This is a genomic window from Sulfitobacter sp. THAF37 (assembly GCF_009363555.1).
Classification (GTDB): Bacteria; Pseudomonadota; Alphaproteobacteria; order Rhodobacterales; family Rhodobacteraceae; genus Sulfitobacter.
The window spans coordinates 1,900,202-1,926,591 of the sequence record NZ_CP045372.1 but is presented as its reverse complement, the minus strand read 5'-3'; the positions used below and the strand labels follow the sequence as shown (position 1 = coordinate 1,926,591).

Sequence of the window (26,390 nt, the reverse complement as noted above, 5' to 3'; positions counted from 1 at the left end):
CGGTCTCCGCCAAACAGTACATTCTGCAACTTGCAACTCGCAACGTGCGATAACCTGCCACGCACTCTGGTCAATCTGGCGTATTTGGCGCGTATGTCAAATGCCCATTCCGCACAGGCCCCGGGCCCCACACAGAGCGCACGGGCGGCAAGACGCCGCGGCTTTCACAAAAGTTGTCTCGGGCTCGCATTTTGCGGTAGGCGGTGTTTGCAGGGGTCTTCGGGAATCAGGGAGCGCGCCATGACCGCCACGGCAGAAGGCACTTACGACGTCGTCATCATCGGCGGTGCGATGCATGGGTCGGCGCTGGCCTGGTGGCTGACCCGACTGTCCGGCTTTGACGGTCGTGTCCTGGTGGTGGAACGTGACCCCACCTATGAATTTGCCTCCACCAGCCACACACATTCCTGCATCCGTCAGCAGTTCTCGAACGAGACGAACATCCGCGTGTCGCAATTCGGCGCGGAGTTCATCAAGAATTTCCGTGACTTCATGGGCGGCGACCCGGAGGTGCCTGCGCTGGCCCTTCAAAGCTTCGGGTATCTTTATCTGGCGGACAACGACGCCTTTGCCCTCGCCTTGCAGCAGGCCCAGCAGATCCAGGTCGCCACGGGTGCGCAGACCAGACACATGACGCGGGACGAGATCGCAGCACTTTATCCCTTCTACAACCTCGATGACATCATCGCGGGCAACCACAACACCGTGGACGAGGGGTATTTCGACGGCGGCACCATGTTCGACTGGTTCAAGCGCATGGCCCGCCGCGCGGGGGTGCATTATATTCACGACGAAGTGACCGCGATCACCCTGAACGGCGCCGGTACGGCGATCGAAAGCGTGACGCTTCGGTCGGGCGATGCCGTGCCCTGCGGCATGGTTGTCAACGCCTCGGGTCCCCGCGCGCGGGCCACGGCGCAGATGGCGGGGCTGGACCTGCCCGTGGCGCCGCGCAAGCGGTTTTCCTTTCTCTTCGAAGCGGCGGAGCCGCTGACGCAGGATCTGCCGCTGACCATCGACCCCTCGGGGGTCCATATGCACTCGGAAGGGAAATATTATCTTGCGGGTTGCGCGCCGGATGATGACCCGGATGTCGCTTACGACGATTTCGGTTTTGACCACAGCCTGTGGGAGAACAAGGTCTGGCCCGCCATCGCGACCCGCGTGCCCGCCTTTGAAAGGGTCAAGGTCATCAACGAATGGGTGGGGCATTATGCCTACAACACCTTTGACCAGAACGCGATTGTGGGCCCGCATCCGGTGGTGTCGAACTTTGTCTTCGTCAACGGGTTCTCGGGCCACGGCCTGCAGCAGGCACCGGCCATCGGACGCGGTGTGGCGGAATGGATCACCCACGGCGAATATCGCACCATCGACCTCGCGCCCTTCGCCTTCTCACGCATCGCGGAGGAGAGATCCTTTCTCGAAAAGGCGATCATCTGAACCCCGGACAGGCAAATAACGAAAGGCCAAACCTATGAAATTCAAGAAACTTGTGCTGACAGGAGCCGCCGGGCGGCTGGGGTCGTACCTGCGCGAACCTCTGTCGGAGATGTGCGACGAACTGCTGAGCACCGACATCGCGGAAGACATCGGCAAGCTTTACCCCGGCGAAAGCTACGCCCGTGCGGACCTTGCCAAATACGACGAGGTCTTTCCGCTGCTGGAAGGGGCTGACATGGTCATCCACTTTGGCGCCATCGTCGACGAAAAACCCTTTGAAGAGCTGCTGGGACCCAACTTCGTCGGCTCCTACAACATCTGGGAGGCCGGGTATCAGCATGGGGTGCGCCGGATCGTCTATGCGTCGTCCATCCACGCTGTCGGCATGCACAAGAAACGCGATTTCATCGGCACCGACGCGCCTCACCGGCCCGACACGTTCTATGGGCTGGCCAAGTGCTTTACCGAGGATCTGGGGTCGATGTACTGGGACAAGCGGCAGCTGGAAAGCGTGCATCTGCGTATCCTGTCCGCCGCACAGGTCAACAACGCCCGCGCACTGGGGTCGTGGCTGTCCTATGACGACCTGATCCATCTGGTCACGCGTGCCATCGACACGCCATCGGTCGGCTTTACCGTGATCTACGGCGTGTCCAACAATGACCGCGCGCCGGTAGACAACACCAGGGCGGCCTTTCTGGGGTATCGGCCCAAGGACAACGCAGAGCAGTTTGCCGAAGCGGTGCTGGCCGACACCCCTGCCCCGGACCTGAACGATCCGGCCGAGATGTGCCAGGGCGGACCTTTTGCCAAGGTCGATCTGGGTCAGAGCGGGCTGGCCCAGATGACCATCGTGGACGACCGCAAGAAAACCTGAACCAAGGGCGGATGCGCCACGCCGAGGTGCGTCCGCCCTGCCCGATTGCCGGGCCGGGGGAAACAGTTTCTTAATAAATTCGGCATCTTTTCCTGAAACGCCAAAATTACGCCACAGTTCCCCGTAAGGTTGACACCAAGCCCGCGTCCAATCCGGGCATAGACTATCTGGTGGAGAGACCAATGAGAATTCTAGCGGTGGACGACGATCCGATCATCGTGGAACTGCTGGCCCAGTTCATCGAGGCTGTCGGCGGGCACGAGCTGACCACTGCCGGCTCCGGGGCCGAAGCGCTGGACCTGCTGCGCGGCGATGCGAACGCCACCTTCGACTGTTTCATGCTGGATATCCAGATGCCGGGTATGGACGGGATCGAACTGACCCGCCGTATCCGGATGATGGCCCGCTATGCCGACACGCCGGTCCTGATGCTGACCGCGATGGCGGACAAACGCTATATCGACGGCGCCTTTGCCGCAGGCGCGACCGACTATGTCACCAAACCTTTCGAAGTGGCCGAGCTGAAGGCCCGGCTGAGCCTGGTCGCGGGCATGATCGAAGGCCGCCGGTCGCGGACGCGCAAGATCTTTGCCGCTTCCGCCGTCGGCGCGCGCGCCGGTTCGGGCGCGGTGGAGCTGCACGAGCCGATTTCCATCCATGACGTGGACAACGTGATCGAATACGTGGCGATGGAGAACTACGTTCAGCAACTGACCCGCAGCTCGCTGTTCGGGTCATCGACCTTTGCCTTTACCGTGCGCGAGATCGAACTGTACCACGCGTCGATGACATCGTTCGAGTTTTACAGCCTGATGTCCGACGTGGCCGAGGTCATCTCGGACACGCTGCACGGTCACCAGTTCCTGATGTCCTACGCGGGCAACGGTACCTTTGTGTGCATCACCGAAAGCGGCTGGCGGCCCGACATGGGCCAGCTGATGGATGCGGTTAACCTATCCTTGGCGCGGACCGAGCTATACAACAACAAGGGGGAGCGCCTGCATCCCCGGGTCTGTGGCGGCGACGTCGTGCGGCTGATCTGGAAAACCGGTTCCGCCGTCATGGATGCGCTGGCCACCGCCCATGCCACCGCGGAAGCCGCCAGCGCGGCGCATGGCAAATCTCAGACGGACTACTGGAACATGGGACAGATTGCATGAAGGACATGGTTGAAGAACTGCCCGGACTGGCAAAAGTACGCGCCAGATTCCTCGAGATGCTGGCCGATCGTCAGGCCCGGATCGCCGAACACGCGCTGAAAGCCTGGGACGGCGAGACACTGGAAGAGATCAACGGCAACCTCGAAGCGGCCAAGGCGATCCTGCACCAGATTTCGGGGACGGCCGGATCACTCGGCTTTACCGATCTGGGCGAGGCCGCCCGCGCCAGCGAAGCCGAGGTCATCGCCCATCTCGAAGGACCGGACGCTGACCTGGCGATCTGTCCGGGCGAGATCGTCCATCACATGGACCTTTTCGTGAAGCATTGCGAGGACACGCTGCGCGAGTTCGGCTGATCCCGCCGCGCCCCGCTGTTCCCGATCTGCCCCGGCTGCCTCTGCACCGGAGTTGTTTATTTGGTGGAGGCGCATCGCGACCGCGCGCCGCGGTGTTATTTCCGGATCGCGTTCTTGATCTGGTCCGCCAGCGACATCGGATCAAACGGTTTGCTGATCACATCTGCCGCACCGGCATTGCGCAGCTCGTCGATTTCCGCGTGTTGCGCGCGTGCCGTCATGAAAATGGCCGGCACATCCGCGAGATGCGGCAGCTTGCGCATTTCCTCCAGCGTCTGCCGACCGGTCATGCCCGGCATCATCATGTCCAGCAGAATCACATCGGGTGTGTAATCCTTGACGCGGGCCAGGGCGTCCTCGCCGCAGTCGCATTGGATCACTTCAAAATCACCCGCGAGGTCGAGCGACATCTTTGCGATTTCTCGAATGTCGGCATCGTCTTCTACATGGATCAATTTTAGCATCGCGCACTCGTATTGTTAATCAGGACACGCTGCGCATCTTAACGATATTGTCCGGCGCAATGTGTTCCGTTTTGGCTACTTGTTTCGGCAGAACGAAATAGAATGTCGTTCCGACACCTTCGGTCGTTTCGAAACCTATAGTGCCTCCCAGCCCTTCGACAATAGCCTTGCAGATGCTCAGGCCCAATCCGGTACCACCTTTTGAAGATCTGTTCGAATTTTCCATGTCGGCAAAGCGTTCGAAGATCTTGTGCTGGTCCTTTATCGGGATGCCTTCGCCCTGATCCTTTACGGCGACGCGCACCGAATCGCCCTGGTCTTCTACCAGAATGCGCACGGTACTGCCGGGGCGCGAAAACTTGCAGGCGTTCGAGAGAAAGTTGTTGAGGACCTGGATGATCCGGTTCGGATCGGTGTTGATCCAGATCGGACCGTTCCCTCCGGTGATTTCCACCTGCACCGAGAACCGCTGCTGCATGGTGGCATTCGCCCTCTCGGTCTCTTCTATCATCTCGGTCAGGTCCACGTTCTGACGATCGTATTCCATACGTCCGGCGGCGATCTTTTCGAGGTCGAGGATGTCGTTGATGATCAGGACCAGACGGTCCGAGTTGCGATGCGCGATCTCAAGCATGCTGACCGCCTTGTCCGGCAGCTCGCCCGCCGCGCGAGACAGCAACAGGCCCATCGCGCCTTTGATCGAGGTCAGCGGCGACCGCAATTCGTGACTGACGGTCGAGATGAAGTCCGACTTGCGCTGCTCTTCGAGCACACGTTTGGACATGTCGGCCATCAGGATCATGAAACGCCCTTTCAGCGTTCCCACCTTGAGGCGGTTCACGCTGATGTGAAACGGCTTGCCGCAGAATTCGGTTTCAAACTGAGCGTTGTCGGCACCTGTGCTGCGCATATCGCGGCAGGTTGCGATGATGCTGGACACCCCGCCCAAGTTTTGCAGATCAGCCAGCGGGATGACCTCTCCGGCCTTGCCCAGCAGGCCCAGACGCCCCAGCGCCACCCGGTTCATGTAGGAGGCCGCCATCGTATCGCAATCGACGATCCAGATGTCATCCTTCATCTCGTCCATCACCTGCGCCGTGTCCCGCGCGGCCAGCAGCTCGTGGGTCTCCGTGACATCGGTCCGGGCCGAGATCGACCCGATCCAGTTGCCGTCCAGATCGTAGATCGGACGCACGGTGGTGTGGGTATAGAGTGTCGATCCGTCCTTGCAGCGAATGGGCGTCTCGCCGATCCAGATCTTGCCTGCGCTCAGGCAGCGATGGATGGATGGCGCCAGTTCTCCGTCTTCGTCCTGGTAGAAGTCGTGCATCGAGACCCCGATCAGTTCGTCCCTGCTGTAGCCTGTCGCTTTGACGAAATGATCGTTGACCTCCACCAGTCTGGTTTCGGCGTCGACCACGTTCACGATGGCATGATCGTTCAGGACATCGATACGCTGCCCCAGCATCAGCGACTGCTTGTCATTGACAAGGGTCGCCCGCCGCATACCCAAATAAGTCGGCAAAAGGGCGGCGATGGCGATTGCGCTGGCGGCCGGTATGACCTCGCCCAGGGGGCCGGGGATCAGGGCGCGGCTTGCGGCGTACCAACCGAGTGCGCCGCCGCCACCAAGTGCTACATTCTTGAGAAGATTGAATTTGGTCTCGGATGAACGCATGAAATTGCCTCGGATTAATGCACAACTCCGCCAACTCCCCGAACGTCGGCATCGGTCGTATCGAAGAGATGCCGTATCAAACTGGCAGAAATAAGGCGAAATCGAACTAGAATTGAAACGCCGTTTAATTGTTTTCAGGATGCCCTTATTTGTTGCCCTAAAACATGCTCTGCAATTGTTGCCATTTCCGCGCGTGATTTCACGAGGTTGGCGCTGATCCGGCCATCCGGCCCGCGCTCTGCATCCGATGACAGACCAAGCACGCGCACCGGATAGTCAAGCTCGGCGATCTCGTCCAACAGGGTGACGGCGTCCCCGTCGGGCAGCAACCAGTCCAGAATAATGACATCCAGCGGCCCCTTGGCCAAGGCGGCCCGCGCTTCGGCCAGGCTGCGCACGTGATGCAGATCAGCGACATCCGACAGGCCCGACTGCAGCACTTCGGCAAAGTCGCTGTCATCCTCTACGTGCAGCACGTTCAGTTTGCCGGGTCGGTTCTGCCGTTTTTCCTTGCGCTTCCCGGTCAGGCCGACACTGGTCTGACCGTGTCGCGGGAAGGTGAACCAGAACACTGTCACCCCCTGTCCGGTGCTTTCGAAGCCGATATCGCCGTCGTGCCGCCGCACAATCCGCTTGGCGATGTTCAGGCCCAGCCCGGTACCGCCCTTGGTGCGGGTGTCGGAACTGTCCGCCTGGGTGAAGGCATCGAAGATGCGGTGGCGGAATGTCTCGGGGATGGCCGGACCGATGTTCTGGACGCAGACGAGAATCTGATCCGAGACCGCCTCGGCCTTGACCATGACCTGGGTGCCGGGATCGGAATATTTGCAGGCATTGGAAATCAGGTTTGCCAGGACCTGGCGCGTCCTTCCCCGATCTGCCAGGACCATCAGGTCGTCCGGGGGCAGGTCGAGCATCAGCGTATTTTTATGCGCGACGGCAAAGGGTGCCAATTCGTCCGCCGTGTCCCTTATGATCGAATTCATCGAGTTCGGGTGGAATTCAAACGCGATCTCGCCCGAAGATATTTTTTCCAGGTCGAGGATGTCGTTGACGATATCGGCAAGGTTGTCGGCGTTGCTGCGGGCGATCTCAAGCAGGCGCCCCACCTTGGCGGGGACTTCGAAGTCATCCATCGCGCCGATCAGCCCAAGCGCGCCCTTGATCGAGGTCAGCGGCGTGCGCAATTCGTGGCTGACGGTTGCCACGAATTCGTTCTTCATCTGCTCGACCTTCTTGAGCTCGGTAATGTCGTTGACCTGCGCGATAAAGGAATTGCGGCCCGCGTTCTTGTCGAAGAACCACGAGATGTGCAGCAGGCACCATCTTTCCTCACCGTTGCGGTGAATAAAGCGGTGTTGGCCGCTGTATACCTGCGCACAGCCGGATTCGAGCATCTCGGTCAGGTTCGACGCGATGGTCTTGACCTCTGCGCGGGGCAGGACGTTTGACATCCTCATGGCCGAAACCAGGGCATCCTCATCGTAGCCACACAGCGCGCAGAAGGCCGGATTGACACTGTGAAACTTGCCGTTCTCGTCCAGCAGCACCATGCCGATCGGTGCCGAGGCAAATACCTGCAGAAGCTGGTTCTCGCTGGCCTCCAGCGCATTACGCTCGTGGCGCAACTTGGTCACGTCGGTCTGCGCCCCGATCATGCGCAGGGCGCGGCCGGTTTCGTCCCGCTCCACCACCACGGCGTCCGAGCGCATCCAGCGCCAGTCGTCTTCGCCCACCTTCACACGGTATTCGGCAATGGATCTCGGTGCCCGCTGTTCGATACAGTCCCGGTCCGACTTTTCGAGGATCGGCAGGTCATCCGGATGGATACGTTCGAGAAACGCGCGTTGCGGGTCAGCCGGGCTGTTATCGTCATCGAAGCCCATGATCTGCCGCCAGGTGTCGCTGACTTCGGACCGGCCCGTCGCCAGGTCGATGTCGAAGACGCCGATGCGCGCGCCCTGCAGCGCCTTGTCGTAGCGGGCCTTCATCTCGGTTGTCTCTTCGATCGCTTCGTATTCCGCGGTCAGGTCGCGGACCAGTGCGGTGGTCCGGTCGGCCCCTTCGTAAGTCACCCAAGAGTTGCGTTGCAGGTCGAGGATCAGCCCCTGCCCGTCCAGCCGGGTGCCCGACGCGTTGAACATCTGGTCTTCCGACAGGTTCTTGAGATCAGTCACCAGGTCGTCGAATTGCAGGTCGATCAACCCGTGCGCCGGATAACCAAAGCAGTCGTGCGCCGCCTGGTTCGCAAACAGGATATGGCCTTCGGCATTCAGGATGAACACCGGGATCACCGCATTGTGGATCACGGCGCGGTTGGCTTCCTCCTGTGCGCTGACCTGGCGGGCGCGCAGGTCGGCGATCTGTGCCATAGCCTCGCCGCGCACCCGAAGCGAACGGATCACGAAAAGCAGCATCGCCGTCAGCAGAATGCCCGCCGCCAGAATCCCGAAGGCGGGATTGTTGGGGAAATAGGAATCGAACATCGGGGTGCTGCGGAACACGAGTGTCCAGGGACGCCCGTGATTCATGATGGTATAGGTCTTGGCATGTTTCCCGACGGCGGGGGCCGCCGCCCCATCGCCACGATCAACACCCGCGGTGCTGTCAAAGATGATCTTTTCGGGGTCGGCTTCGGGGCCGTCGAAGACCGCAATCTGATAGACCCGGCCCTGATTGGGCGAAAGGTCGGTCAGCAGCCGTTGCCCCACGAAGGGGGCATAGACCCAGCCCCGGAAATCGCCGCGAACGCTGCCGCCCCGCTCCGGAACGAACACTCGCTCCCACAGCGGCAGAAGCAACAGGAATCCTGGCTGCCGGGTTTCGTCCTGAACCAGAAGGATACGGGGCGTCAGTTGCGGCTCGCCGGTCTGGCGGGCGCGGCGCGCCGCTTCGTACCGGCCTTCCTCGAATGTGATGTCCAGGCCCAACGCCTCGATGTTGCGCGCCAGCGGCGAGATCCGGGTGATCACGAAATGCTCCGGACCTTCCGTCTTTGGATGGACGTCAAAATCCGACCGCGTATGAACACGGCTGCGTCCGAGAAATGCCTGCATGTCTTCGGATTGGACAGGCTCGATAAAACCGACGCCGTTGATACCGACCAGCACCTCGTCCAGGTTGAGGGTTTCGGCGAAGGTCTCGAACTCCGCTTCGGTGGCGATCTCGGACGCGTTGAGATATGCGGCCAGTCCGTACAGGCTTTGCAGGTAGGTCTGCATCCGGTGCTGCAGGCTTTCCACACCCTCTTCGGTGATATGGGAAAACTCTGTTTCGGCCTTCTGCCGGATCTGATTGAGGCTGAGGCTGAACAGCGCCACCGAAACCACAAGGCACGCGGCTCCCAGCAGCAGTTCCAGTTTCCTCATCGGCCTAACATCCCAACCTAAACACCACCCGATAAAGGACCAGACTCTTGTCAAAGCCTTTGTTTTGAAGCCTTTCAGTCCATTCTAGTATTAGTAGATTGCTGGACTCTGTCAAACTTTATAGCCTTGGCGCCAGACGAAGTGTGTTGTTTTCGCACCACAACCTAAAGTGGCTGAATTCCTGCCTGACACCATCCAAAATTGCGCCTTCGCTCAGGCATGAAAATGCTACCGGCCGTAGGCTCTGCCCAGCGAAAAGCGATATTGCACAATAAAGGGCAGACACATGCCGCCCCGGCGGAAATGGTCCGGTACATCCCGCCGGCACCTTGCACCCCCCGGCGCGCCACGCAAATATGATGGGGGGGTCTGATCACATGTCAGCCGATACCGTCATCGAAAGAAAACACCGCGGCGGCGCGCCCGATACAGCCTGTGCCGGGTCGTTTCCCCTTGCGGAACGCGACCTTGCGCTGGCGCAGGTCGAGGATGCCTTTCAGCGCCTGCTCAATGGTCGGATGGCGATGGCGATCGTCCAGGGGACGCCGGGTATCGGAAAATCGCGGCTGATCGCAGAGTTCCGGCAGACCCTGCCCCGCGACCAGGTTCGGGTGATCGCCACCGCCTGTCGCGCCGATGGCACTGCCATGCCGTTCCGGCCTTTTGCAGAGATACTGCGCCGCGTGCTTGACCTGCCGCGCGATGCACCGGAACCACAGGTGCAAGAGGCCGTGGCACGGCTGGACCCGGAGGGGGCCACCCGCGGTCACAGCCTGCTGACCCTGCTGGGACGGCCCGGTGATCGCGCCGGGGTCATGGGCGAAGCTGCGGATACCGCTGGCGAAACCCTTCGCCAGACGATCACCGACCTGATCCTGCGCAGCTGCCGGGACCGGCCCCTCGTCCTGATCCTGGAGGATATGGACAAGGCCGATACCGGCACCTTGCAGATGCTGGAGCGGCTGCTGATGCAGAAGGTCGAAGTGCCGCTGATGCTGCTGGCCAGTTCGGGTTCCGGCTTTCACCCCGGCTGGCTGATGCAGGCGCGCACCACGCGGGTCCAGCTCGGGCCCCTTGGCGAGGCGGCGGTCAAGGATCTGGTCGTGCGGGCCTCTGGCTGCGGCAACCTGCCCTCCCGCCTGACCGCACGCGCCGCGGCGCAGGCGGACGGCAATCCGCTCTATGCGGTGGAGATCGGGCGCTTTCTGGGCCAACAGGCGCGCATCCCCCCGCAGCAGGACATGCCCCTGCCCCCGACCCTGCCCGATACGATCATGGCGCGGGTGGGCGCGCTTGGTCCCCGATGCCGCGCGCTGGTGCAGGCCGCGTCGGTCATCGGCGAGGATTTCGATGCCGCGATGGCGCGGGACATCGCCAGCGCGATATGCTCCTCTGGCCCCGATCCTGTGGCGCAGGCCGAAAGCGCAGGCGTGATCCTTCCCTACCGGTCGGGATACCGGTTCCAGCACGCGGCGGTTCGGGAAGCCGTCTACGCCGCCTTGCCGGACGACAGCCGCCGTGTGTTGCATGCCAGGGCCGCAGAGGCGATGGCGCGCAAGACTGCCAGCCCCACAGCCCAGACGTCGCTGGCCGATCATTTCGAACGGGCCGGAAAGCCCGCCGAAGCGGTGCCGCATCTGATCGCGGCGGGCCGCCATGCCCTTGGGCTGTTTCTGCCCCGGATGGCGGTCGACCTGTTCGACCGGGCTGCCCGGTTGATCGAAGACACCGGGGCGGAGCCTGATCCGGCGCTGACGGGGACATTCTATTCTACGTGGTTCGAGGCCCTGCTTTGGCGGGCGGAGTTCGGGCGGGTCGTCACATTGTTCGAGACCATGCGCGCCCGCATCGACCGGGCGAAGGGACAGCCGAGCTATCCGCGCATTCTCGTCCGTGCCGCAACGGCCTATGATCGGACCCGGCAGCCGGACGCCGCCGGGGCACTGTTTGCACAGGTCCGCGCCCGGGGCGAAGGTCACGGTGACACGGACGCGGTCGCGCTTGGCTGTCTGGGGCTGATGGGCAGGCAGTGCGCGGCCCCCGCGCCCGGCTATCGCGACGCGCTGCGGCGTCTTTCGGCGCAGTGCGAAGGGCTGTGGGATGGCGCGGCCCCGGCAGGCGTCCGCACCCGTCTCGACCTCTACCGGGCCTGGAGCCACACGATCAGGGGCGACATCGACCTGGCGGCTGAAAGGGCACGCGCGCTGTACGACGCCGCAAAGGCGGGCAAATCCCCGGATGCAATGGCCCGGGGCGCGGCCTGCCTGGCCGCCACTGCCCTCCTGTCGGACGACTTTGACCGCGCGGTCCGCCTCGCCGATGAAGGCGCGGAGGCCGCAGGGGGCACGGCGGCTCATATGGCGGCGCTGGCGTTGAAGGGCCATGCCATGACTTTGCGCGGCAACCCGGAGGGTGGTGAAAAGCTGCTGACCAGCGTCCGGGCAGAGGGAGTGCGGCTGGGATACCGGACATTGACCGATTTCACCTGCGGTTCTCTCGGGGTGGCCCGGGCGCTGCGGGGCGACCTGAGCGGCGGTGTGACCGCGCTCACCGGCGCGGCGCGGCAGGCTTCGGCGACCGGAAACGCGCATGGTGCCGGGATGGCATATATCGCCCTGGGGGCGCTCTATCTCGGGCTGGCGCGGGGGGACGGAAAGCCCGCGTTTTCAAAGCTGGCTGGGAACATGGGTTTCCTGCTGCGCGAGGCACCGTTTGCCAGGTCCCGGGCGCTGGCGCATTTCGATAGCGCCGCATCCTTGGGCCGCGCGGTAGGGATGCACGGCGTCACGGCACAGGCGCTGCACGGCAGGGCGATGGTCCTGCTGGCACGGCGCAGGCGCGGTGCCGCCCGCGCGGCGTTGCAACAGGCACAGGCCGTCGTGGCCGATATCCGGTGGTCGCACATGGACCGGCGGATCAGGACCGACCTGGCGGCACTGGCCTGACGGCATCGGCCTGTGCGACGGTCAGGCCCAGACCGCAACAGCCCACAGCATGGCCACATAGGTCAGTTGATGCAGGAACTGATCCACACCGAAGGCCCGCCAGTACCCGGCCTGATCCGGCCCCTTGCCGGACCTTTCGCCGTGCCATCCCTTGATCCAGTCGATGTGAAAATGCGCGATCCACTCAGCCACGCAGATTGCCACGGCCAGCGCGGGCGCGGTCCCGACCAGCAAAAGCGCCAACAGCGACAGACCTGCGTGCAACCCCGCGTGCTGGACCCGGCCCATGTGCAGATACCGGGCCTTGTCGGTCAGCATGCGCGGCGTCTGCAGAAAGAAATCCGCAAAGAGGTGTTTCGCCTGCAGAAGGGTCATCAGCAGCAGCACCAACTGCAATTCGGTGTTCACGCGGGTTCCTCCAAAGCTGCCCCAGCTTATCGCGCGGTGCCGTGACCGCAAATCATTTGATCACCCGGCGGCCGAATTGCTAGTTTGCATGCAGCACGTTGCCCGCTGCATGGTCGTGTCTATCCTATTCAAAGTGGAATTTTCCAATCGAACGCTCATTATTTTCCTTCATCTGGAAATACTCCAAGCGCGACCAGCTGATCCTGCTGCTTGTCACACTCACGCTGTTTCCGCTGCTCTACCTCACGCTGGAGCTGCCCAAGCGGATCATCAATGATGCCATCGGCGCCGAAAGCGGCCAGGTTGATGTCTGGGGCTACGAGGTCGGCCAGATCACCTTTCTGATGATCCTGTGCGGGTTGTTCCTGCTGTCGGTTCTGCTGCACGGCGTGATGAAGATGCGCATCAACACGATGAAAGGGGTGCTGTCAGAGCGGCTGCTGCGGCGGCTGCGCTATACGCTGATCGCGCGCATCCTGCGGTTTCCCGCCCCCTATTTCGAACGCACCAGCCAGGGCGAACTGGTATCCATGGTCACGTCCGAAGCCGAACCGATGGGCGGGCTGATGGGCGATGCCGTGGCCCAGCCGGTGCTGCAGGCGGGTCAGATGCTGACCATCCTGGTGTTCCTTTTCCTGCAGAGCGTGGCCTTCGGGCTGGCGGCCTGCGCGCTGATCCCGCTGCAAGCTTGGCTGATCCCGCGCCTGCAGCGGCGCATCAACCTGCTGAACAAGAGCCGCGTGATCGAAGTACGTGCACTGGCCGCCGAAATCGGAGAAAGCGCGGCGGGCGCGTCGACCCTGCGCACCCACGGCGGCTGGCGCTACCGGCTGGCGCTGATCTCGGACCGGCTGGGGCGGCTCTATGCCATTCGCTTCGAGATCTTTCAGAAAAAGTTTTTCATGAAGTTCCTCAACAACTTCATCGGGCAACTCACACCGTTCTTCTTCTACAGCATCGGCGGCTACCTCGCGATCACCGGGGACATCACGGTCGGTGCGCTGGTCGCGGCGCTGGCGGCCTACAAGGACCTGGCCAGCCCCTGGAAGGAACTGTTGGCCTACTACAACCAGTCGCAGGACATGGCCGTGCGCTGGGAAACCGTCACCGAACGCTTTGCCCCGGCAGGCATGATCGACGCGCGGCTTTTCGAAGGCCATCCCGACGATCTGCCGTCGCTGGCGGGCGACGTGGAACTGAAGGGCGTCTCGGTCGAGGACGGGGACGGCAACGCCGTGCTGGACGGGATCACCGCAACCTTTCCAAAGGGCAGCACCGTGGCGATCAGCGCCGCCAGTGACGAGGACCGACAGGCCCTGGCGGCCCTGTTGACGCGCGAAGTGATGCCCGTCAGCGGCAGCGTCGTCGTCGCGGGGCACGCTCTGGACCAGTTGCACCAGGCCACCATCGCCGCCCGGATCGGGCATGCCTCCTCTGCCCCGGTGCTGTTTCAGGGCAACCTGGGCGACAACATCAACATGGCGCTGCGCCGTGCTCCACGCGCAGCCGAAGAGGGAAGCCAGGCCCTGGAAAGCCTGCGCACAGGCAACAGCCCGGACCCTGTCGCCGCCGACTGGCTGGACATCGCCCCGGCGGGGGCCGCGACGCCCGACGAGCTTGGCGCGTGGTGGATGCGGCTGGTGCGCGGCATGGGGATAGAGGACGCGCTCTTGCGTCGGGCGATGGATCTGCGGCTCGACAGCGGGCGTCACAAGGCGCTCGCCGCGGCACTGGTCGATCTGCGCGCGCCACTGGCGCGGCGGCTTGCGGCAGAAGACCTCTCTGCGCAGGTCAGCGTCTTTGACCCCGCATCCTACACACCGACGCTGGCGGTGGCGGAGAACCTCTTGTTCGCCACCCCGCGCGAGCCGGTCACTGCCGATCTGCTGGCGCGGCAGTCCGATTTCATGACCCTTCTGGACCAGCTTGACCTTGAAACCGACCTGCTGAACCTGGCGGTGGACCTGGTCGACCTTCTGCGCCAGACCTTTGGCCACGATGGCACCGACCATCCGCTGTTCCGCAAGCTGGGGCTTGATGCGCAGACCTATGGGGCGGCGCTGGACCTGCTGCCGCGGCACAGACGGGGCGACCCGCTGAACCAGGACCAGAAGGCACAGCTGCTGGCGGTTCCCTTCGTGATCCCGGCCGAGAAGATCGGCACCGCCTTTCCGCAGGACGTCATCGACCGGGTGCTGGACATGCGCGCGCAGCACGGTGCCGCGCTGCGTGACAGCATGGCGGGCGTGTTCCAGCCGCTCGACGGCGCCGCCCCGATCCAGGGCATGACGGTGCTGGAGAACGCGCTGTTCGGCAAACTGCACGAGACCACCGACAGCGAAGCGGTGCAGAACCTGGTGATGGCGCAGCTGCGCGAGGCAGAGCTGGACAGCGCCGTGCTGCGGCTGCTTTTCGATCTGCCGCTCAGCCTGGGCGGGGCGAACCTGTCGGCACAGCTGGGCGAACCATCGGCGCTGAGCCGCGCCGCGATCAAGCGGCCAGACATTCTGGTGCTGGACAACGTGCTGGCCAGCTACGGCCCCGATCAGCGCCGCGGGCTGCACGACCGGCTGCGCGCGCTACTGCCGGAAACCACGATCATCTGCCTTGCCCCCGAATTTGACGACGCCGAGGAATTCGACCGGCAGTTCGTGGTGCGACAGGGGCGGTTGTCCTCTGTTGCGGACGCGATGGAAGACAGCGCCGACCAGACCGTCAGCGCGGACCTTTCGCGCAAGCTGCGCGCGCTGGAACGGACCGATCTTTTCGCCGGACTTGCCCGCAAACAGCTGCGCCTGCTGGCCTTTGGCGCGCGCTGGCACGAGACCAGCGCGGGGGAATACGTGTTTCGCAAGGGCGATGTCCCGGACGACGGGGCCTACCTGATCCTGTCGGGTGAGGCCGACCTGTTGCTGCCGCAGGAAGACGGCGAGGACCGGCTGATCACCACCTCGGGGCCTGGCGCGCTGGTGGGTGAACTGGGCCTCATCCGCAACGTGCCCCGCGCGCTCGACATGCGCGCGGCGTCGGACCTGACCTGCCTGCGCATCGGTGCGGAAGAATTCCTAGCCGTGGTGGAAAACGACGCATCGACCGCCTACAAGATCCTGCAGGTGGTCGCCAGCTACGTCTGATGGCGGGGGGCTGACCGGCCCGCTGCCGATCCGACGCTTTTGCGGAACGATCGAACACGGCAGAGTGTACAGATAGATTTACCAACTTCGGGAGGAGAACAGATGAACCTTGGACTGAAAACAGCGGTGGCGGCATTTGCCCTGACCACCATGGCCCTGACGGCCGCATCCGCGGAAACGCGTGTCACCTACAAATCGGCCAAGACCGGGTCGTCCTACTACCAGATGGGGGTCGAACTGGCCGAGGCGATGAAGGCCGGCACCGATGGCGACATCTCGGTCACGGTCGAGGAAAGCCAGGGGTCCGTCCAGAACGTGATGGAAGTGCGGGCGCGTGGCGGTGATTACGTCTTTACCACGCCCCCGGCGCTGGTCGGACTTGCGCAGGGCGGCAAAGCCATGTTCGAAGGCAAGGGCGACCCGGCCTTCGACGAAATCCGCGCGCTGTTCCCGATCCCGTCGCTGACCATGCATTTCGTCATGTCCGCCGACAGCGGTGTGACGGACATCTCGGGTCTTGCAGGCAAGACGATCCTGCTTGGCAAGGGGTCTTTCGGGGCGACGGAGGGCGAGAAATATCTCGACCTTTTCGGTCTGACCGACCAGGTCGAGATCGCCGACGCCGAGCTTTCCAACGCGGTCGCCGCGCTCAAGAACGGCCAGATCGACGGCTTTGTCACGGCAGGCTCCTACCCCGCGCCGAATGTGATCGAAGCGGCGGCGTCGACCCCCGTCACCGTTCTGTCCATGTCCGACGCGCAGGTCGCCGAGACCAAGCGCACCAAGCTGACGATCCCCGCCGGGACCTATGCCGGGCAGGACAGTGACATTGCGACGACGTCGCTGCCCGTCGTGGCCTTTACCACCACCAAGATGGACGATGACACCGCTTACGCGCTGACCAAGACGTTCTGGGACAACAAGGCCAAGCTTGGCGATACGTCGCCATGGTGGAACGGTGTCGACCCCGCCATGCTGAGCAACATCGAAGGCAAGATCCATCCCGGTGCGGTGCGCTACTACGAAGAGGCCGGCATCGCACTGAGCGACGCGCAAAAATAACGCGCGGCACCCCTGGCAGGCCGGAGAGCGTCTCCGGCCTGTAATGCTGCTTTCCCGAAAGACCCCCCTCATGGCTGACTTCCCCCAAGGCCGCGTCGCCACGGCGTTCTGGCTGGTCCTTGCCGCCGCGCTCGTGGCCTATCACCTCGCGCTGGTCTTTTCCGGCCTTGTGCCGAATCTGGTCAGCCGCCCGCTCCACATGGCGTTCATCCTGCCCTTCGTCCTGGTGCTGGGCAGCAGCAGCCGGTCGGGGCGGATCAGCGGCACCATCCTGGCCGCATTGGGCATTGCCGCAGCGGTCTGGGTCGCGGTCAGTCACGACAGCTTGGGCGATCAATACGGGTTCCTCGAAAGCAACCTGCAAATCGCCATTGCGGTCACACTGCTGGTGATCACACTCGAAGCCGCCCGCCGGGCCATCGGCTGGCCCCTGCCAGTGGTCGCCGCTGCCGCCCTGCTCTACGGGCTGTTCGGGCAGTACATTCCCGGTCAATTCGGCCATTCCGGCACACCTATCGCCAGCTTTCTCGGCACGTTGACCATTGCCGAAGGCGGCATCTGGGGGTCGCTTACCGGCGTGTCCGTGGGGGTGGTGTCAATCTTCGTCATCTTCGGCGCGGTGCTGAACGCAGGTGAAGCGGGTCAGGGGTTCATGAACGTGGCCGCCGCCGCGGCCGGACGTCTCAGGGGCGGCGGCGCAAAGGTGTCGGTGATCTCTTCCGCGCTCTTCGGATCAATCTCGGGCTCCGCATCCGCCAACGTCGCATCGACCGGGGCGATCACCCTGCCCGCGATGACAAAGCTGGGCTATCCCAAACGGCTGTCTGCCGCGGTCGAAGCCGTCGCGTCTTCGGGCGGACAGATCATGCCGCCGCTGATGGGTGCGGGCGCTTTCGTCATGGTCGAGTTGACGGGCGTGCCCTACACGTCGATCATGGCGGCGGCGATCCTGCCCGCGATCCTTTACTTTCTTGCCGTCTGGGTCGGCATCAACGCCTATGCCACACGCTTCGACCTCAAAAGCGTCGATGCGGAGGACCGCCCGCAACGGCGCGACGTCATCGTAACGTCGCTGTTCTTCCTCGTGCCCTTCTCGGTCCTGCTATGGGCGATGTTCGTCGCCGCGTTCACGCCTGAATATGCCGCCGCGCTGGCAATCCTTGCCGGTGCGCTGCTGCTTTTCTTCAATGCCGAGCTCACATTTCGTCCCGCCCGTATTGCCGAACGGTTCAAGGTCGCCCTGATGAACGCCGCGCGGCAGGTGTCGATGATCGCCGCCATCATCCTGTGCGCCTCGATCATCATCGGGGTCCTGGCGATCACCGGCCTGGGGGTAAAGATCACCTCTCTCATCCTGGAGGGATCGGGCGGTCTGCTTTGGCCCTCGCTGCTCTTGACCGCGCTGGCCTGCCTGCTTCTGGGGATGGAGGTGCCGACGACGGCGGCCTATGTCATCTGCGTGTCCGTTGCCGGACCGGCGCTGACCCAGCTCGGGCTGGCACCGTTGCAGGCGCATCTCTTCGTGTTCTGGTTCGCGCTGCTTTCCACCATCACGCCGCCGGTCTGCGGCGCCGTCTTCATCGCCGCCGGGATGATCGGGGAAAACTGGCTGAAGGTCGCGCTGACTGCGATGGCGCTGGGGGTCGGGCTGTACCTTATCCCGCTGGGCATGATCGCGAACCCCGACATCATCCGGCTGGCCGAAAGCCCGGCCCCCGCGCTGATCGCGATGCTGCGGATCGCCGTCGGGCTGACGCTCGTGTCCTACGGGCTGATCGGCACGCGCAAGGCTCTCAGGACCGCGCTCCTGGTCAGCGCGGGGTTGATGGTGATCTTTTCCGGGATCTACATCTGACACGTCTCCGCACACACGCGGCGCCGGACCGGCGTCGCCTCAATGATTGCAAGGCGAAGCGCGTCAGGACTACATTCGCGGAACGCCCTGACGTCTCTTATGCGAACCGCTTCTGCATGTCTGCGAGTGTTGAGACCCAGCTTGATCTCTCTGACAAACAGCTTCCCGGTCCGAGGGTTATCTTTTCCAACGAGGGCCTCGGGCGTGGTCATCCGAAGCGAATACCCCTTGCCACGCGGCTAAACCAAGTGCCGCACGTCAGGTTGTTCCGTTTGGGGCGCTGATCGTTGTGTGTCTGCGCAGTCCGTCCTGAACCACGGGATACTGTGCAGCACACCACCAAATCGCCAATGAAATTAAATGGTTGGCTTTTGTGGCGGAGACGAAGGGATTCGAACCCTCGAGACCCTTCCGGGCCTACTCCCTTAGCAGGGGAGCGCCTGCGGTATCTCAGCCCATGGCCTCATCGCCCGCAATGGCGGAATACTCCCTCTAGGCAATTGTTTTTCCAATACGTTCTTGGCTTCAGATGGCGATTCCGGCTCGTAAAGCTCTACGCGAGCGAAGCCTTTTGGGGCGGATATTTCGCTTCTGTAGAGGTGAAATCCGGCGGAATGTTACCACGCGGTCGCAGGGCTGCTCCCTTGCAACCTGACAGCAAAAGAAAGCCCTCCCGGTCGGGAGGGCTCAGACATCAGCGCTGCGCCAGGCGCTTTGCGATGGATGTCTGATACTCGGGGTGGTGGTGTCCGTAGACCCGCTCGATCATCCTGGTCGATGTGTGGCCCGCGAAGCCCGCCACTTTGAAGATGTCCTCGCCCGCTTGCATCAACCAGGTGATGGCACTGTGGCGCAGCACGTGCGGCGTGATCGTGTCCGGATCCAAGCCAGCACGCTCAACCGCGGCCTTGAATCCTCGGTGGACCGATCCCAGGCCCTTTCCGGAGTGCTCGATGACAAAAGGGGATGCGGCCCGCTCCTGCGCCGCCCTCAGCTCGTCGAGGATGACGCCCTCGACGCGGACCTGGGCCCGCGGCTTCTGTCGCACGGATCGCTTCCTCCGTCCGCGCTCATCGCGCTCAACCGGGGCCGACCGATCAGGCCTGTCTCGAAGGTCGATAGTGCCCGCATCGAGGTCCACACGGCTCCAAGTCAACCCAAGCACGGCGGAATGCCGTCCTCCAGTGGCAAGGCAGACGCGAATGAACAGGCCCAGATAGTCGGCGTCAGCAGCTTTGATAAGCCGGTCCGCTTCGCTGCGGGTCAGGAAGTGCTCCCTCGGCTCGGAGGCAGGGGGTAGGTCGAACTCGGGAACGGGCAAGCCAGTCAGCGGCGGGCTGGACTTCCTGGCGAGCCTCCAGGCTGACATGACGGTCGCAAGCTCTTGCCTGACCGTCGATTCCTCGACGCCGTCGCAATAACGCTCACGCTCGTACCAGTCCGCCCATTTCTGGTCGACGGCGGTCAGAAGGAGTTTCCCGGACTTCCCGTAGATGATCTTGTACGTATATCGCCACTTCCGCGCCCAAGTCGCGGGGTTCTCACTCTTCCTTTTGTCTGCCCAGACATCCAGAACATGTCGAAGAGTCGTCGACGCCATCGCGCTGGCGTTATCTTTGTTCGCGCCCTCGTCTTTCCGCTTGATGTAGTCGATCAGCGCGGCGTCGGCGTCCGACTTCCGGGTTGCCCCGGTCGAGATGTAGCGACGTTTGTCCCGGATCTGCCAGCTGGCCTTGCCTTTCGGCCAGACCAGGTACGGGGCCCTATCTTCAGTCGTCGTCTTCGTCATGCGGTTTCTTCCGGCTCATCATCGCGACGATCTTCGTCGCTACTTCAAGTTCAATGTCAGCTGAGATCTCCAGCCGGACCAATCCTGGTTCCGGGGATGGCCGTATCGTAAACGCAGGATCGTCCGGCCTACGCGGCGGGATGCCGTCCAGGTTCCGCCGCTTGGGCACGATCTTCGAAGGCTGGGTCCCAAGCGCCTGCGCGATCGCGATAAGCTTGTGATCAGGGATAGGCGTCCGGCCGTTCGCATAGCGGCTGATCGCGTCCTTTTTCAGACCGGTTCTGCGAGCAAGATCGGACTGAGTGAGTTCCGCCCTCTCCAGCGCCTCTCGGAAAAGCTGCGGCACAAAGAGGTCGGACAGCGCCTGATCATGCTGATCGGGGCCATCAAAAAGTTCCGGGTCGTAGTGGTTATCTTGATCTCGGCTCATTCTGCATCTCCGCAAGGTTGGATTAAAGTAGGAAAATCCAACATCCGGAGTCAACTCGCATTTTTTGGGTTGACCTGATCGGCAGTGTCCGGGTAGCGTAAGCCCATGACCAATGCACTCATCATATGCATATGACCGACTGATCCGGGCTCCGGATCATCGTCATGCATATTGAGACGCCGCACGCCCCCACCTTGATTTCGTGCGGATAAAAGAAGGTCAAATCCAATGCCTTGGTCGCCCCTCGCGCTCGCTCTCGCGCTTAAGTACGAGCATATCTTTCAGCCTTTGCAGTACTTTGAACCGGGCATCGTGATCGCAGATGTTCAAGTGCCGTCGCTGAATGAAGCGTGCGTCTGGCTTGATGAATATGTCCGGGGAAAACCGGAATGCGGCGCGGTGATCATCGATGTCGGCTTGTTCGAGGCAGGGCTGATGGTCAGCGTTTTCCCGGACATCCCTGAAGCAGATTGGCGTATGTCTGATATCAGACAAAAATCCGTCATCATCATCTAACAGGTTTCGGGAGTCAGCACAGGTGTGCAGGCGGGTCTTATACCCCCGCGGCGCCAGATAAGCGCGTCCGGCCCGGCTCGATACCGTGGACTCCTACCATCCAACCTCCGGGAAAGGGGGATCCCAAGATGTCCAAGAAGTACCCGATCTCGCCATTCTGTCAGCACGCCCGGAGCATCGCGTTTGCTCTTTTCCGGGCAAAGTATGGCATCCCGGATGACGAACTGAAGGATGTCGTTCCGTCGCGCACCCTGAGCCGCGAACAACAGGTCCGGGAAAAGCACCAAGTTTGGCAGTCCCCGAGGCTGTCCCGAGCCGTTGCCGCCGAGCTCGGAGACATCGAAAACCGGGCGTTGCTCAATGTGATCGACAGCTGGGCGTGGCTGAATAGCAAGCTTCCGAACGGCGGCCGCAGCTTGTATAAATTCGTGCATCTCCGGAAATGGGCGTCCAGGAAGCCTCTTGACTGGATTATCGGCGATCTTCGGGATCGACGACTTGATGCGTTTGCGGAACAGCAGCACCGCGAAATTGACGGAGGGGCGCTGGACTGGCTTGGCAATCCGGATCTCAATCCGGTTAAAGCGCTCGATCCCGATAAAATCACGATCTACACCGCCCCGCCCAGCAACTCTGTCCAGGACAAAGATGAGCGCGGTCGCAGCGAAATCCGGAAGCGTCTGTCGGTCAAATACTTGATCAAGGCCTGGGAAGACCGGCGCGAAGTCGACTCGGCTTTCTCCGAGTTGTACGTCGCCGCCCCCTGGTTGGCGGAGCCCATCCAGTGGCTCTGGGAGCATCAGCTACTAAATCTTGACGATGAGTGGAGGAGAGTCGGCTTTCCGCCGATGTTGCTTGTAGGCCCTCCTAGTTGCGGGAAGACCCACATCGCTCGGTTGCTCGGCGACATTGTCGGCCTCAAAACTGCGCGGATCGACATGTCTGCCCGGAACTCCGCGTTCGACATTTCCGGAACTGAGTACGTATGGAGGTCCTCCTCTCCCGGAATTCCGGTCCGGACTCTCGGTGCCAGCGATCACGCCAATCCGTTGATCGTGCTGGATGAGATCGACAAGGCGGGGACGTCGCATGGCGGCGGAGACCCTGTCGAAGCGCTTTTGCCGCTTCTGCAACGCGATATGTCGCGGGACTTTGTGTGCCCGTATTTGCAGGGGGGCATCGACCTCTCCTGGATTTCTTGGATTGCGACCGCCAACGATCTCCGCAGGGTTCCGGATCCGATCAAGGACCGGATGAAAATCTTCCAAGTAAGCGCCCCCCAGGGAGAAGGGCTTCGGCTGGTCGTAGCCGCCCAGCTCGGCCCTGTCGGGGCTGATGCGCACGTAATCGAGGAGGTCTGCCTCCGGATCGAGGCTGGGCACATGAGCCTGCGGGCATTGGGTCGCCTGAAAGACGAATTTGAGGCGATCTCGCGCCGTCCTGTCTTGCACTAATGAAAGGCAAAACTGTGAATTTTATCAATAAAATCTTATTCCTCGTGGTCAGCTGGGCCGCGCCCATTTGTGCGCTCGGCGCCTACACCAACTGGTCCGCGCTGCATGGAGGGCTGCTCGGGCACGCAGGCTGGTCTGTACTGATGCTGATCTTCTGCTCGTGCAGCACCGCCATCCTATTCCGGGTCAGGTCGGTGGGGCAGAGCTGGGTCGTCATTCCGGGTATCTTCCCGATCGCTGTGACGTTTGCCGGCCTTGCCGTGTACTTCGTTCCGGTGGTGATCATGTTCATCGCAGGCACTTTGCTCGGTGGCGCGTCGCTTGAGATGATCAGCTTCGAGCTGGTCTGCGGCTTGTTGACGCTTCTCGTAATCGTCGGCGGCTGGACGGGCGGTTTCGTCTTGCTCAAATGATCCACACAGTTAACACTATCAGGGATACTGTGTGCTCTGTGATGCAAAAGGCCCCGCAAGTGCGGGGCCTTTGTTATTCTTGACTACTGGGTCCGATATCATGATTGTATGTCATGCCAAAATCGCCTCAGCGCGTTTCCGAGCCAGATTCGAAATGTTCACCTCTCACCGGAGCACTGCCACTCTTCCCGGTCCGCGCAGGTCACCGGAACTTCAATCGCCATCGGCTCGAGCATAAAAAGCAGGGAAGGGGGCACTCAGGCCTTCGAAAGACCTTTTCCCCAGTGGAGTATTGTTTTGCCGCTATATGTCTGACTAGAGCCATACTTGACCTAAATGAAGCCATCCTTGACTGTATGCTTCAATTGAAAAAGCTATGTGCAGTCATGACGCAACCAGATAATGCCGCGAGCCTGAAGTGGCAGTCGTAACAGGCCGGATTTCGAAGAAAGCCTCGACGATACACGAGGACGGCGCTCTCGGAGACGTGCATTTCTGGGAGAAAAAGCTCAAGAGGCACTATTTCTTGACCTTGGGGCCCTACGGGGACACGCCGATGCAATCTGTTGATGCGACTCCAGAAGAGCTGCGTCAGGCGATCGGTCGTGAGGATCTCTCTCCCGAGCAGGTCGCCCAAGCCTTCTGCCGATTGTTCACCCGTGACAATGTCCGGAACTTCTTCCCCCCCGATGCCTCCTCTGGCGACGGTATCCGGGCGCTGAGGGCGCTTCGGTTCTTCATCCTGACCTGCCATGTCACGGCCACGTCGCATGGGGCGGGAGCGACGCAGGACTTCCGTATCCGGCTTGGCGAGCTTCTTGATGGGGGCGACCGTGAACAGGGGGTCCGCGGCGTGAACCTGATGTGGCGCGCTCTTGCGTCTGCTGTAGATGGGAAGCGTCAACAAGGTGAGCCATGGCGCCAGATCGTTCTCCCCAACCCCGGACGGGAAACCCGCATCGGATATGCCTTGCGCCTTGCCAAGCCGAGCTGGGTGGACCGTCGTGCGCTACGCGCCGTCATGAAGAGCCTTCCGGAACGGACTTTCGAAGACCGGTTCACTCTGCTCGATGCGATACATGCCCGCCGAGCGGAGCTTCCCTTATGGCTGAAGAGCGAGGTGAGGGAGCTGCACAAGAGCTACCGGGCCGCACCTGCCGCGCTTTTCGGCAATGCGACGTGGCAACTGATTTCCAGCATTGCGTCGGACATGCTGCGGAGCGGAGAGAAGCGGCGCGCGCCGCTGTGGCAGCTTACGGCCGTCTTCTCCGGATGGGACGGCGACCAGGTGGACCTCCAGCTCGCGCGCGGCATGCGCGAAGCCGATCTTGCCAAGCCGATCTGGACCCGGGACATCGGTACAGCCGACCTCCACAGGTACATGACTTCCGACAGCCGTGTGCAGGCCATTTGAAACTCCGGCGCTGTCCTATTCCAGCAGGCCGGCGGCGCTTCCTGGACAGTCGGACACCGCCCTCCGCGCGATGATCTATGTACGCTCTTGCTCACGCGGCTCCCCCGCATCCTCTCGGCCTGCCCCACGGTGCCGGTGGGCGGTGGCTGGCATGCGACCAGGCCCATGAGCCTGCAGGAGGCGCGCGCTCTGCAGGATCCGAAAGGGGCCGCCCGACAGATCGCGGAGAGCACGCCGCCGCCACTGCGCCTGGAGGGCGGGATACGTTTGCCCAATGGATACCTGCTCGGTCGTCCGGGATACTTCCCCACAGTGCATCTGTCAGGCAGCCTCCCACCTCGCGTCACTATGCAGGGAGAAGAGCGGGAGCAGCGAAACCTGACCTTCGAGGCGACTGCGGAGGACGGTGTCTTCGGGATCGTATCGCCGAAACCAATACATGGCATCTGGACGCTGAGCCGGGACGAGCTGCAGGAAGAGCTGCCGCTGCGCCTGCTGCCTCGTTGCACGATGAGGACGGAGTGGCCCGCCCGGGCAGACACGGCGCGGGGGATGACAGACATGCAGGCGGATGTCACGCAGCCGGTGGCGACATTGCGGTTCGAAAGAGCGTCTGCCCCTGACAGCAAGGGGTTAGAGTCTCCCCTGACCCACGCACTGGAAGCGCTCTACTGTCGCGGAAAGGCCGCTCGGAGCGAGGGAGAGGTGGTCGATCTCCTCTGCCGCGTGCTGCCGGAGACGCGCATGGTCTGGGATGTGCTGCGCTCGTTGGAGGAGGCGCGTTGGCTGGAGCGTGATGTAAATCGCACGTGGCGGGGCAGGAAATGGCGCCTGCTACCGCCACAGATCAGCACGACCTCGGAGAACACCGCGATTTGCGAGGGGGCCTGGGGAGAGGCGGAACTTGAAAAACTGAACGCCCTGTCGACCGAACGCGGCATTAAGATGATGCAGCTCCGGTCTGCGCCCTGGTCTGCACCTCTCGTCCGCCTCGAAGGGCGCGGGCTGAACCGTCTTGCGACCTTTGGCAAATGGGCCTTCGAGACAGTTCCCGATCAGATGCCCCTTGCCGCGGCTCCGGATTGCTGGCTGCCAGATCGCCGGGAGGGGATCGGGCATCAGGTGGTTGGTCGATGGTCTGAGAAACACAGCCATTTCCTGCCTGCAGAGGCCGCCCCTGCGGCCAGTGGCGCGCGCCTGGAGCGTCTCGGGCGCGATGACGATCAGGATATCTACCGCCTCACTGGGGTGGGCGCCGACCTACTGCTTGAGTCCCGCGTGGCGGCGATCCTTGAACATCACCGCCGGAGTGACATCGCTCTATTCCAGCCGGATGGTGAAGGGCTGAGCCGGATCTGCAAGGACGGTCACCTGCCTTTGGAACTGGCCATCTTCCTGCGGCGTGGGCATGCTGCTCAGACCGGTCCCGTCCTACAAGCGGACGGCACATGGAGCTATCGCTATCCTGCCAGCGCCACCGATCTCGCTGCCCTGCGCCATGTCTATGGCTCTGCCCTTTCCGGCAGCCAGGCACATGGCCGGCCCGCCCGTTCCGTACTGCACTCTTTTGGGGATGCCCGCCGCCGCGGCCTACGCCCCAACCTGCTTCATCAAGGTCTATGAA

General features: G+C 62.4%; 19 protein-coding genes and 1 tRNA gene. 13 read left to right on the top strand and 7 right to left on the bottom strand.

What is annotated here, in order from left to right; all coding sequences use genetic code 11:
- The first annotated feature begins 240 nt into the window (after positions 1-240).
- The 4 genes from FIU94_RS09450 (at position 241) to FIU94_RS09435 (ending at position 3,836) form a co-directional block, all read left to right on the top strand.
- Complete coding sequence (locus tag FIU94_RS09450) at positions 241-1,443, top strand: FAD-binding oxidoreductase (protein ID WP_152465565.1); 1,203 nt, start codon at positions 241-243, stop codon at positions 1,441-1,443.
- 34 nt (positions 1,444-1,477) lie between these two features.
- Complete coding sequence (locus FIU94_RS09445; protein WP_152465564.1) at positions 1,478-2,320, top strand: NAD(P)-dependent oxidoreductase; 843 nt, start codon at positions 1,478-1,480, stop codon at positions 2,318-2,320.
- 182 nt (positions 2,321-2,502) lie between these two features.
- Positions 2,503-3,480, top strand: a complete 978-nt coding sequence (locus FIU94_RS09440) for a PleD family two-component system response regulator (protein ID WP_152465563.1) — start codon at positions 2,503-2,505, stop codon at positions 3,478-3,480.
- Positions 3,477-3,836 (top strand): Hpt domain-containing protein, encoded by a 360-nt coding sequence (locus FIU94_RS09435; protein ID WP_254702500.1) that lies wholly within the window; start codon positions 3,477-3,479, stop codon positions 3,834-3,836. The genes FIU94_RS09440 and FIU94_RS09435 overlap by 4 nt, the downstream gene beginning before the upstream one ends.
- A gap of 95 nt (positions 3,837-3,931) precedes the next feature.
- Here FIU94_RS09435 and FIU94_RS09430 read toward each other — a convergent pair whose 3' ends face one another.
- The 3 genes from FIU94_RS09430 to FIU94_RS09420 form a co-directional block, all read right to left on the bottom strand.
- Positions 3,932-4,300, bottom strand: a complete 369-nt coding sequence (locus FIU94_RS09430; protein WP_152465562.1) for a response regulator — start codon at positions 4,298-4,300, stop codon at positions 3,932-3,934.
- Between the two features lie 19 nt (positions 4,301-4,319).
- Positions 4,320-5,978 carry a PAS domain-containing sensor histidine kinase gene (locus tag FIU94_RS09425; RefSeq protein ID WP_152465561.1) on the bottom strand — a complete coding sequence of 553 codons (1,659 nt, stop codon included), beginning with the start codon at positions 5,976-5,978 and terminating at the stop codon, positions 4,320-4,322.
- 134 nt (positions 5,979-6,112) lie between these two features.
- Positions 6,113-9,400, bottom strand: a complete 3,288-nt coding sequence (locus FIU94_RS09420; protein WP_254702499.1) for a CHASE domain-containing protein — start codon at positions 9,398-9,400, stop codon at positions 6,113-6,115.
- A 323-nt stretch (positions 9,401-9,723) separates the two neighbouring features.
- Between FIU94_RS09420 and FIU94_RS09415 the strand changes: the two genes are divergently transcribed.
- Positions 9,724-12,291 carry an AAA family ATPase gene (locus FIU94_RS09415; RefSeq protein WP_172975878.1) on the top strand — a complete coding sequence of 856 codons (2,568 nt, stop codon included), beginning with the start codon at positions 9,724-9,726 and terminating at the stop codon, positions 12,289-12,291.
- Between the two features lie 21 nt (positions 12,292-12,312).
- On the opposite strand, the gene FIU94_RS09410 is transcribed toward FIU94_RS09415, so the two are convergent.
- A complete protein-coding gene (locus tag FIU94_RS09410) occupies positions 12,313-12,699 on the bottom strand; it encodes a DUF3307 domain-containing protein (protein ID WP_254702498.1) in 387 nt (128 codons plus the stop codon).
- Positions 12,700-12,797: 98 nt separating this feature from the next.
- Between FIU94_RS09410 and FIU94_RS09405 the strand changes: the two genes are divergently transcribed.
- From FIU94_RS09405 to FIU94_RS09395, 3 genes are all read left to right on the top strand, one after another.
- Positions 12,798-15,833: an ABC transporter transmembrane domain-containing protein gene (locus tag FIU94_RS09405; protein WP_254702497.1), complete on the top strand. Its 3,036-nt coding sequence runs from the start codon at positions 12,798-12,800 to the stop codon at positions 15,831-15,833.
- Positions 15,834-15,935: 102 nt separating this feature from the next.
- On the top strand, positions 15,936-16,895 hold the full coding sequence (locus FIU94_RS09400; RefSeq protein ID WP_152465559.1) for a TAXI family TRAP transporter solute-binding subunit: 960 nt from the start codon (positions 15,936-15,938) through the stop codon (positions 16,893-16,895).
- Positions 16,896-16,965: 70 nt separating this feature from the next.
- The gene (locus FIU94_RS09395; RefSeq protein ID WP_152465558.1) at positions 16,966-18,750 is read left to right on the top strand and encodes a TRAP transporter fused permease subunit; all 1,785 of its coding nucleotides are present in this window, start codon (positions 16,966-16,968) and stop codon (positions 18,748-18,750) included.
- A 374-nt stretch (positions 18,751-19,124) separates the two neighbouring features.
- Here FIU94_RS09395 and FIU94_RS09390 read toward each other — a convergent pair.
- From FIU94_RS09390 to FIU94_RS09380, 3 genes are all read right to left on the bottom strand, one after another.
- Positions 19,125-19,221 (bottom strand) — tRNA-Ser (locus FIU94_RS09390).
- A gap of 223 nt (positions 19,222-19,444) precedes the next feature.
- Entirely contained in the window at positions 19,445-20,539 is a 1,095-nt protein-coding gene (locus FIU94_RS09385) for a site-specific integrase (RefSeq protein ID WP_152465557.1), read from the bottom strand.
- Positions 20,520-20,969, bottom strand: a complete 450-nt coding sequence (locus FIU94_RS09380) for a helix-turn-helix transcriptional regulator (RefSeq protein WP_152465556.1) — start codon at positions 20,967-20,969, stop codon at positions 20,520-20,522. The genes FIU94_RS09385 and FIU94_RS09380 overlap by 20 nt, the downstream gene beginning before the upstream one ends.
- 228 nt (positions 20,970-21,197) lie before the next feature.
- Here FIU94_RS09380 and FIU94_RS09375 point away from each other — a divergent pair, with 228 nt between their 5' ends.
- From FIU94_RS09375 to FIU94_RS09355, 5 genes are all read left to right on the top strand, one after another.
- On the top strand, positions 21,198-21,485 hold the full coding sequence (locus tag FIU94_RS09375; protein ID WP_152465555.1) for a hypothetical protein: 288 nt from the start codon (positions 21,198-21,200) through the stop codon (positions 21,483-21,485).
- 128 nt (positions 21,486-21,613) lie between these two features.
- On the top strand, positions 21,614-22,939 hold the full coding sequence (locus tag FIU94_RS09370; protein ID WP_152465554.1) for an AAA family ATPase: 1,326 nt from the start codon (positions 21,614-21,616) through the stop codon (positions 22,937-22,939).
- Positions 22,940-22,953: 14 nt separating this feature from the next.
- Positions 22,954-23,352 (top strand): hypothetical protein, encoded by a 399-nt coding sequence (locus FIU94_RS09365; RefSeq protein WP_152465553.1) that lies wholly within the window; start codon positions 22,954-22,956, stop codon positions 23,350-23,352.
- Between the two features lie 418 nt (positions 23,353-23,770).
- Positions 23,771-24,766: a hypothetical protein gene (locus FIU94_RS09360; protein WP_152465552.1), complete on the top strand. Its 996-nt coding sequence runs from the start codon at positions 23,771-23,773 to the stop codon at positions 24,764-24,766.
- 165 nt (positions 24,767-24,931) lie between these two features.
- Positions 24,932-26,389, top strand: a complete 1,458-nt coding sequence (locus tag FIU94_RS09355) for a hypothetical protein (protein WP_152465551.1) — start codon at positions 24,932-24,934, stop codon at positions 26,387-26,389.
- The last annotated feature ends 1 nt before the right edge of the window (position 26,390 follow it).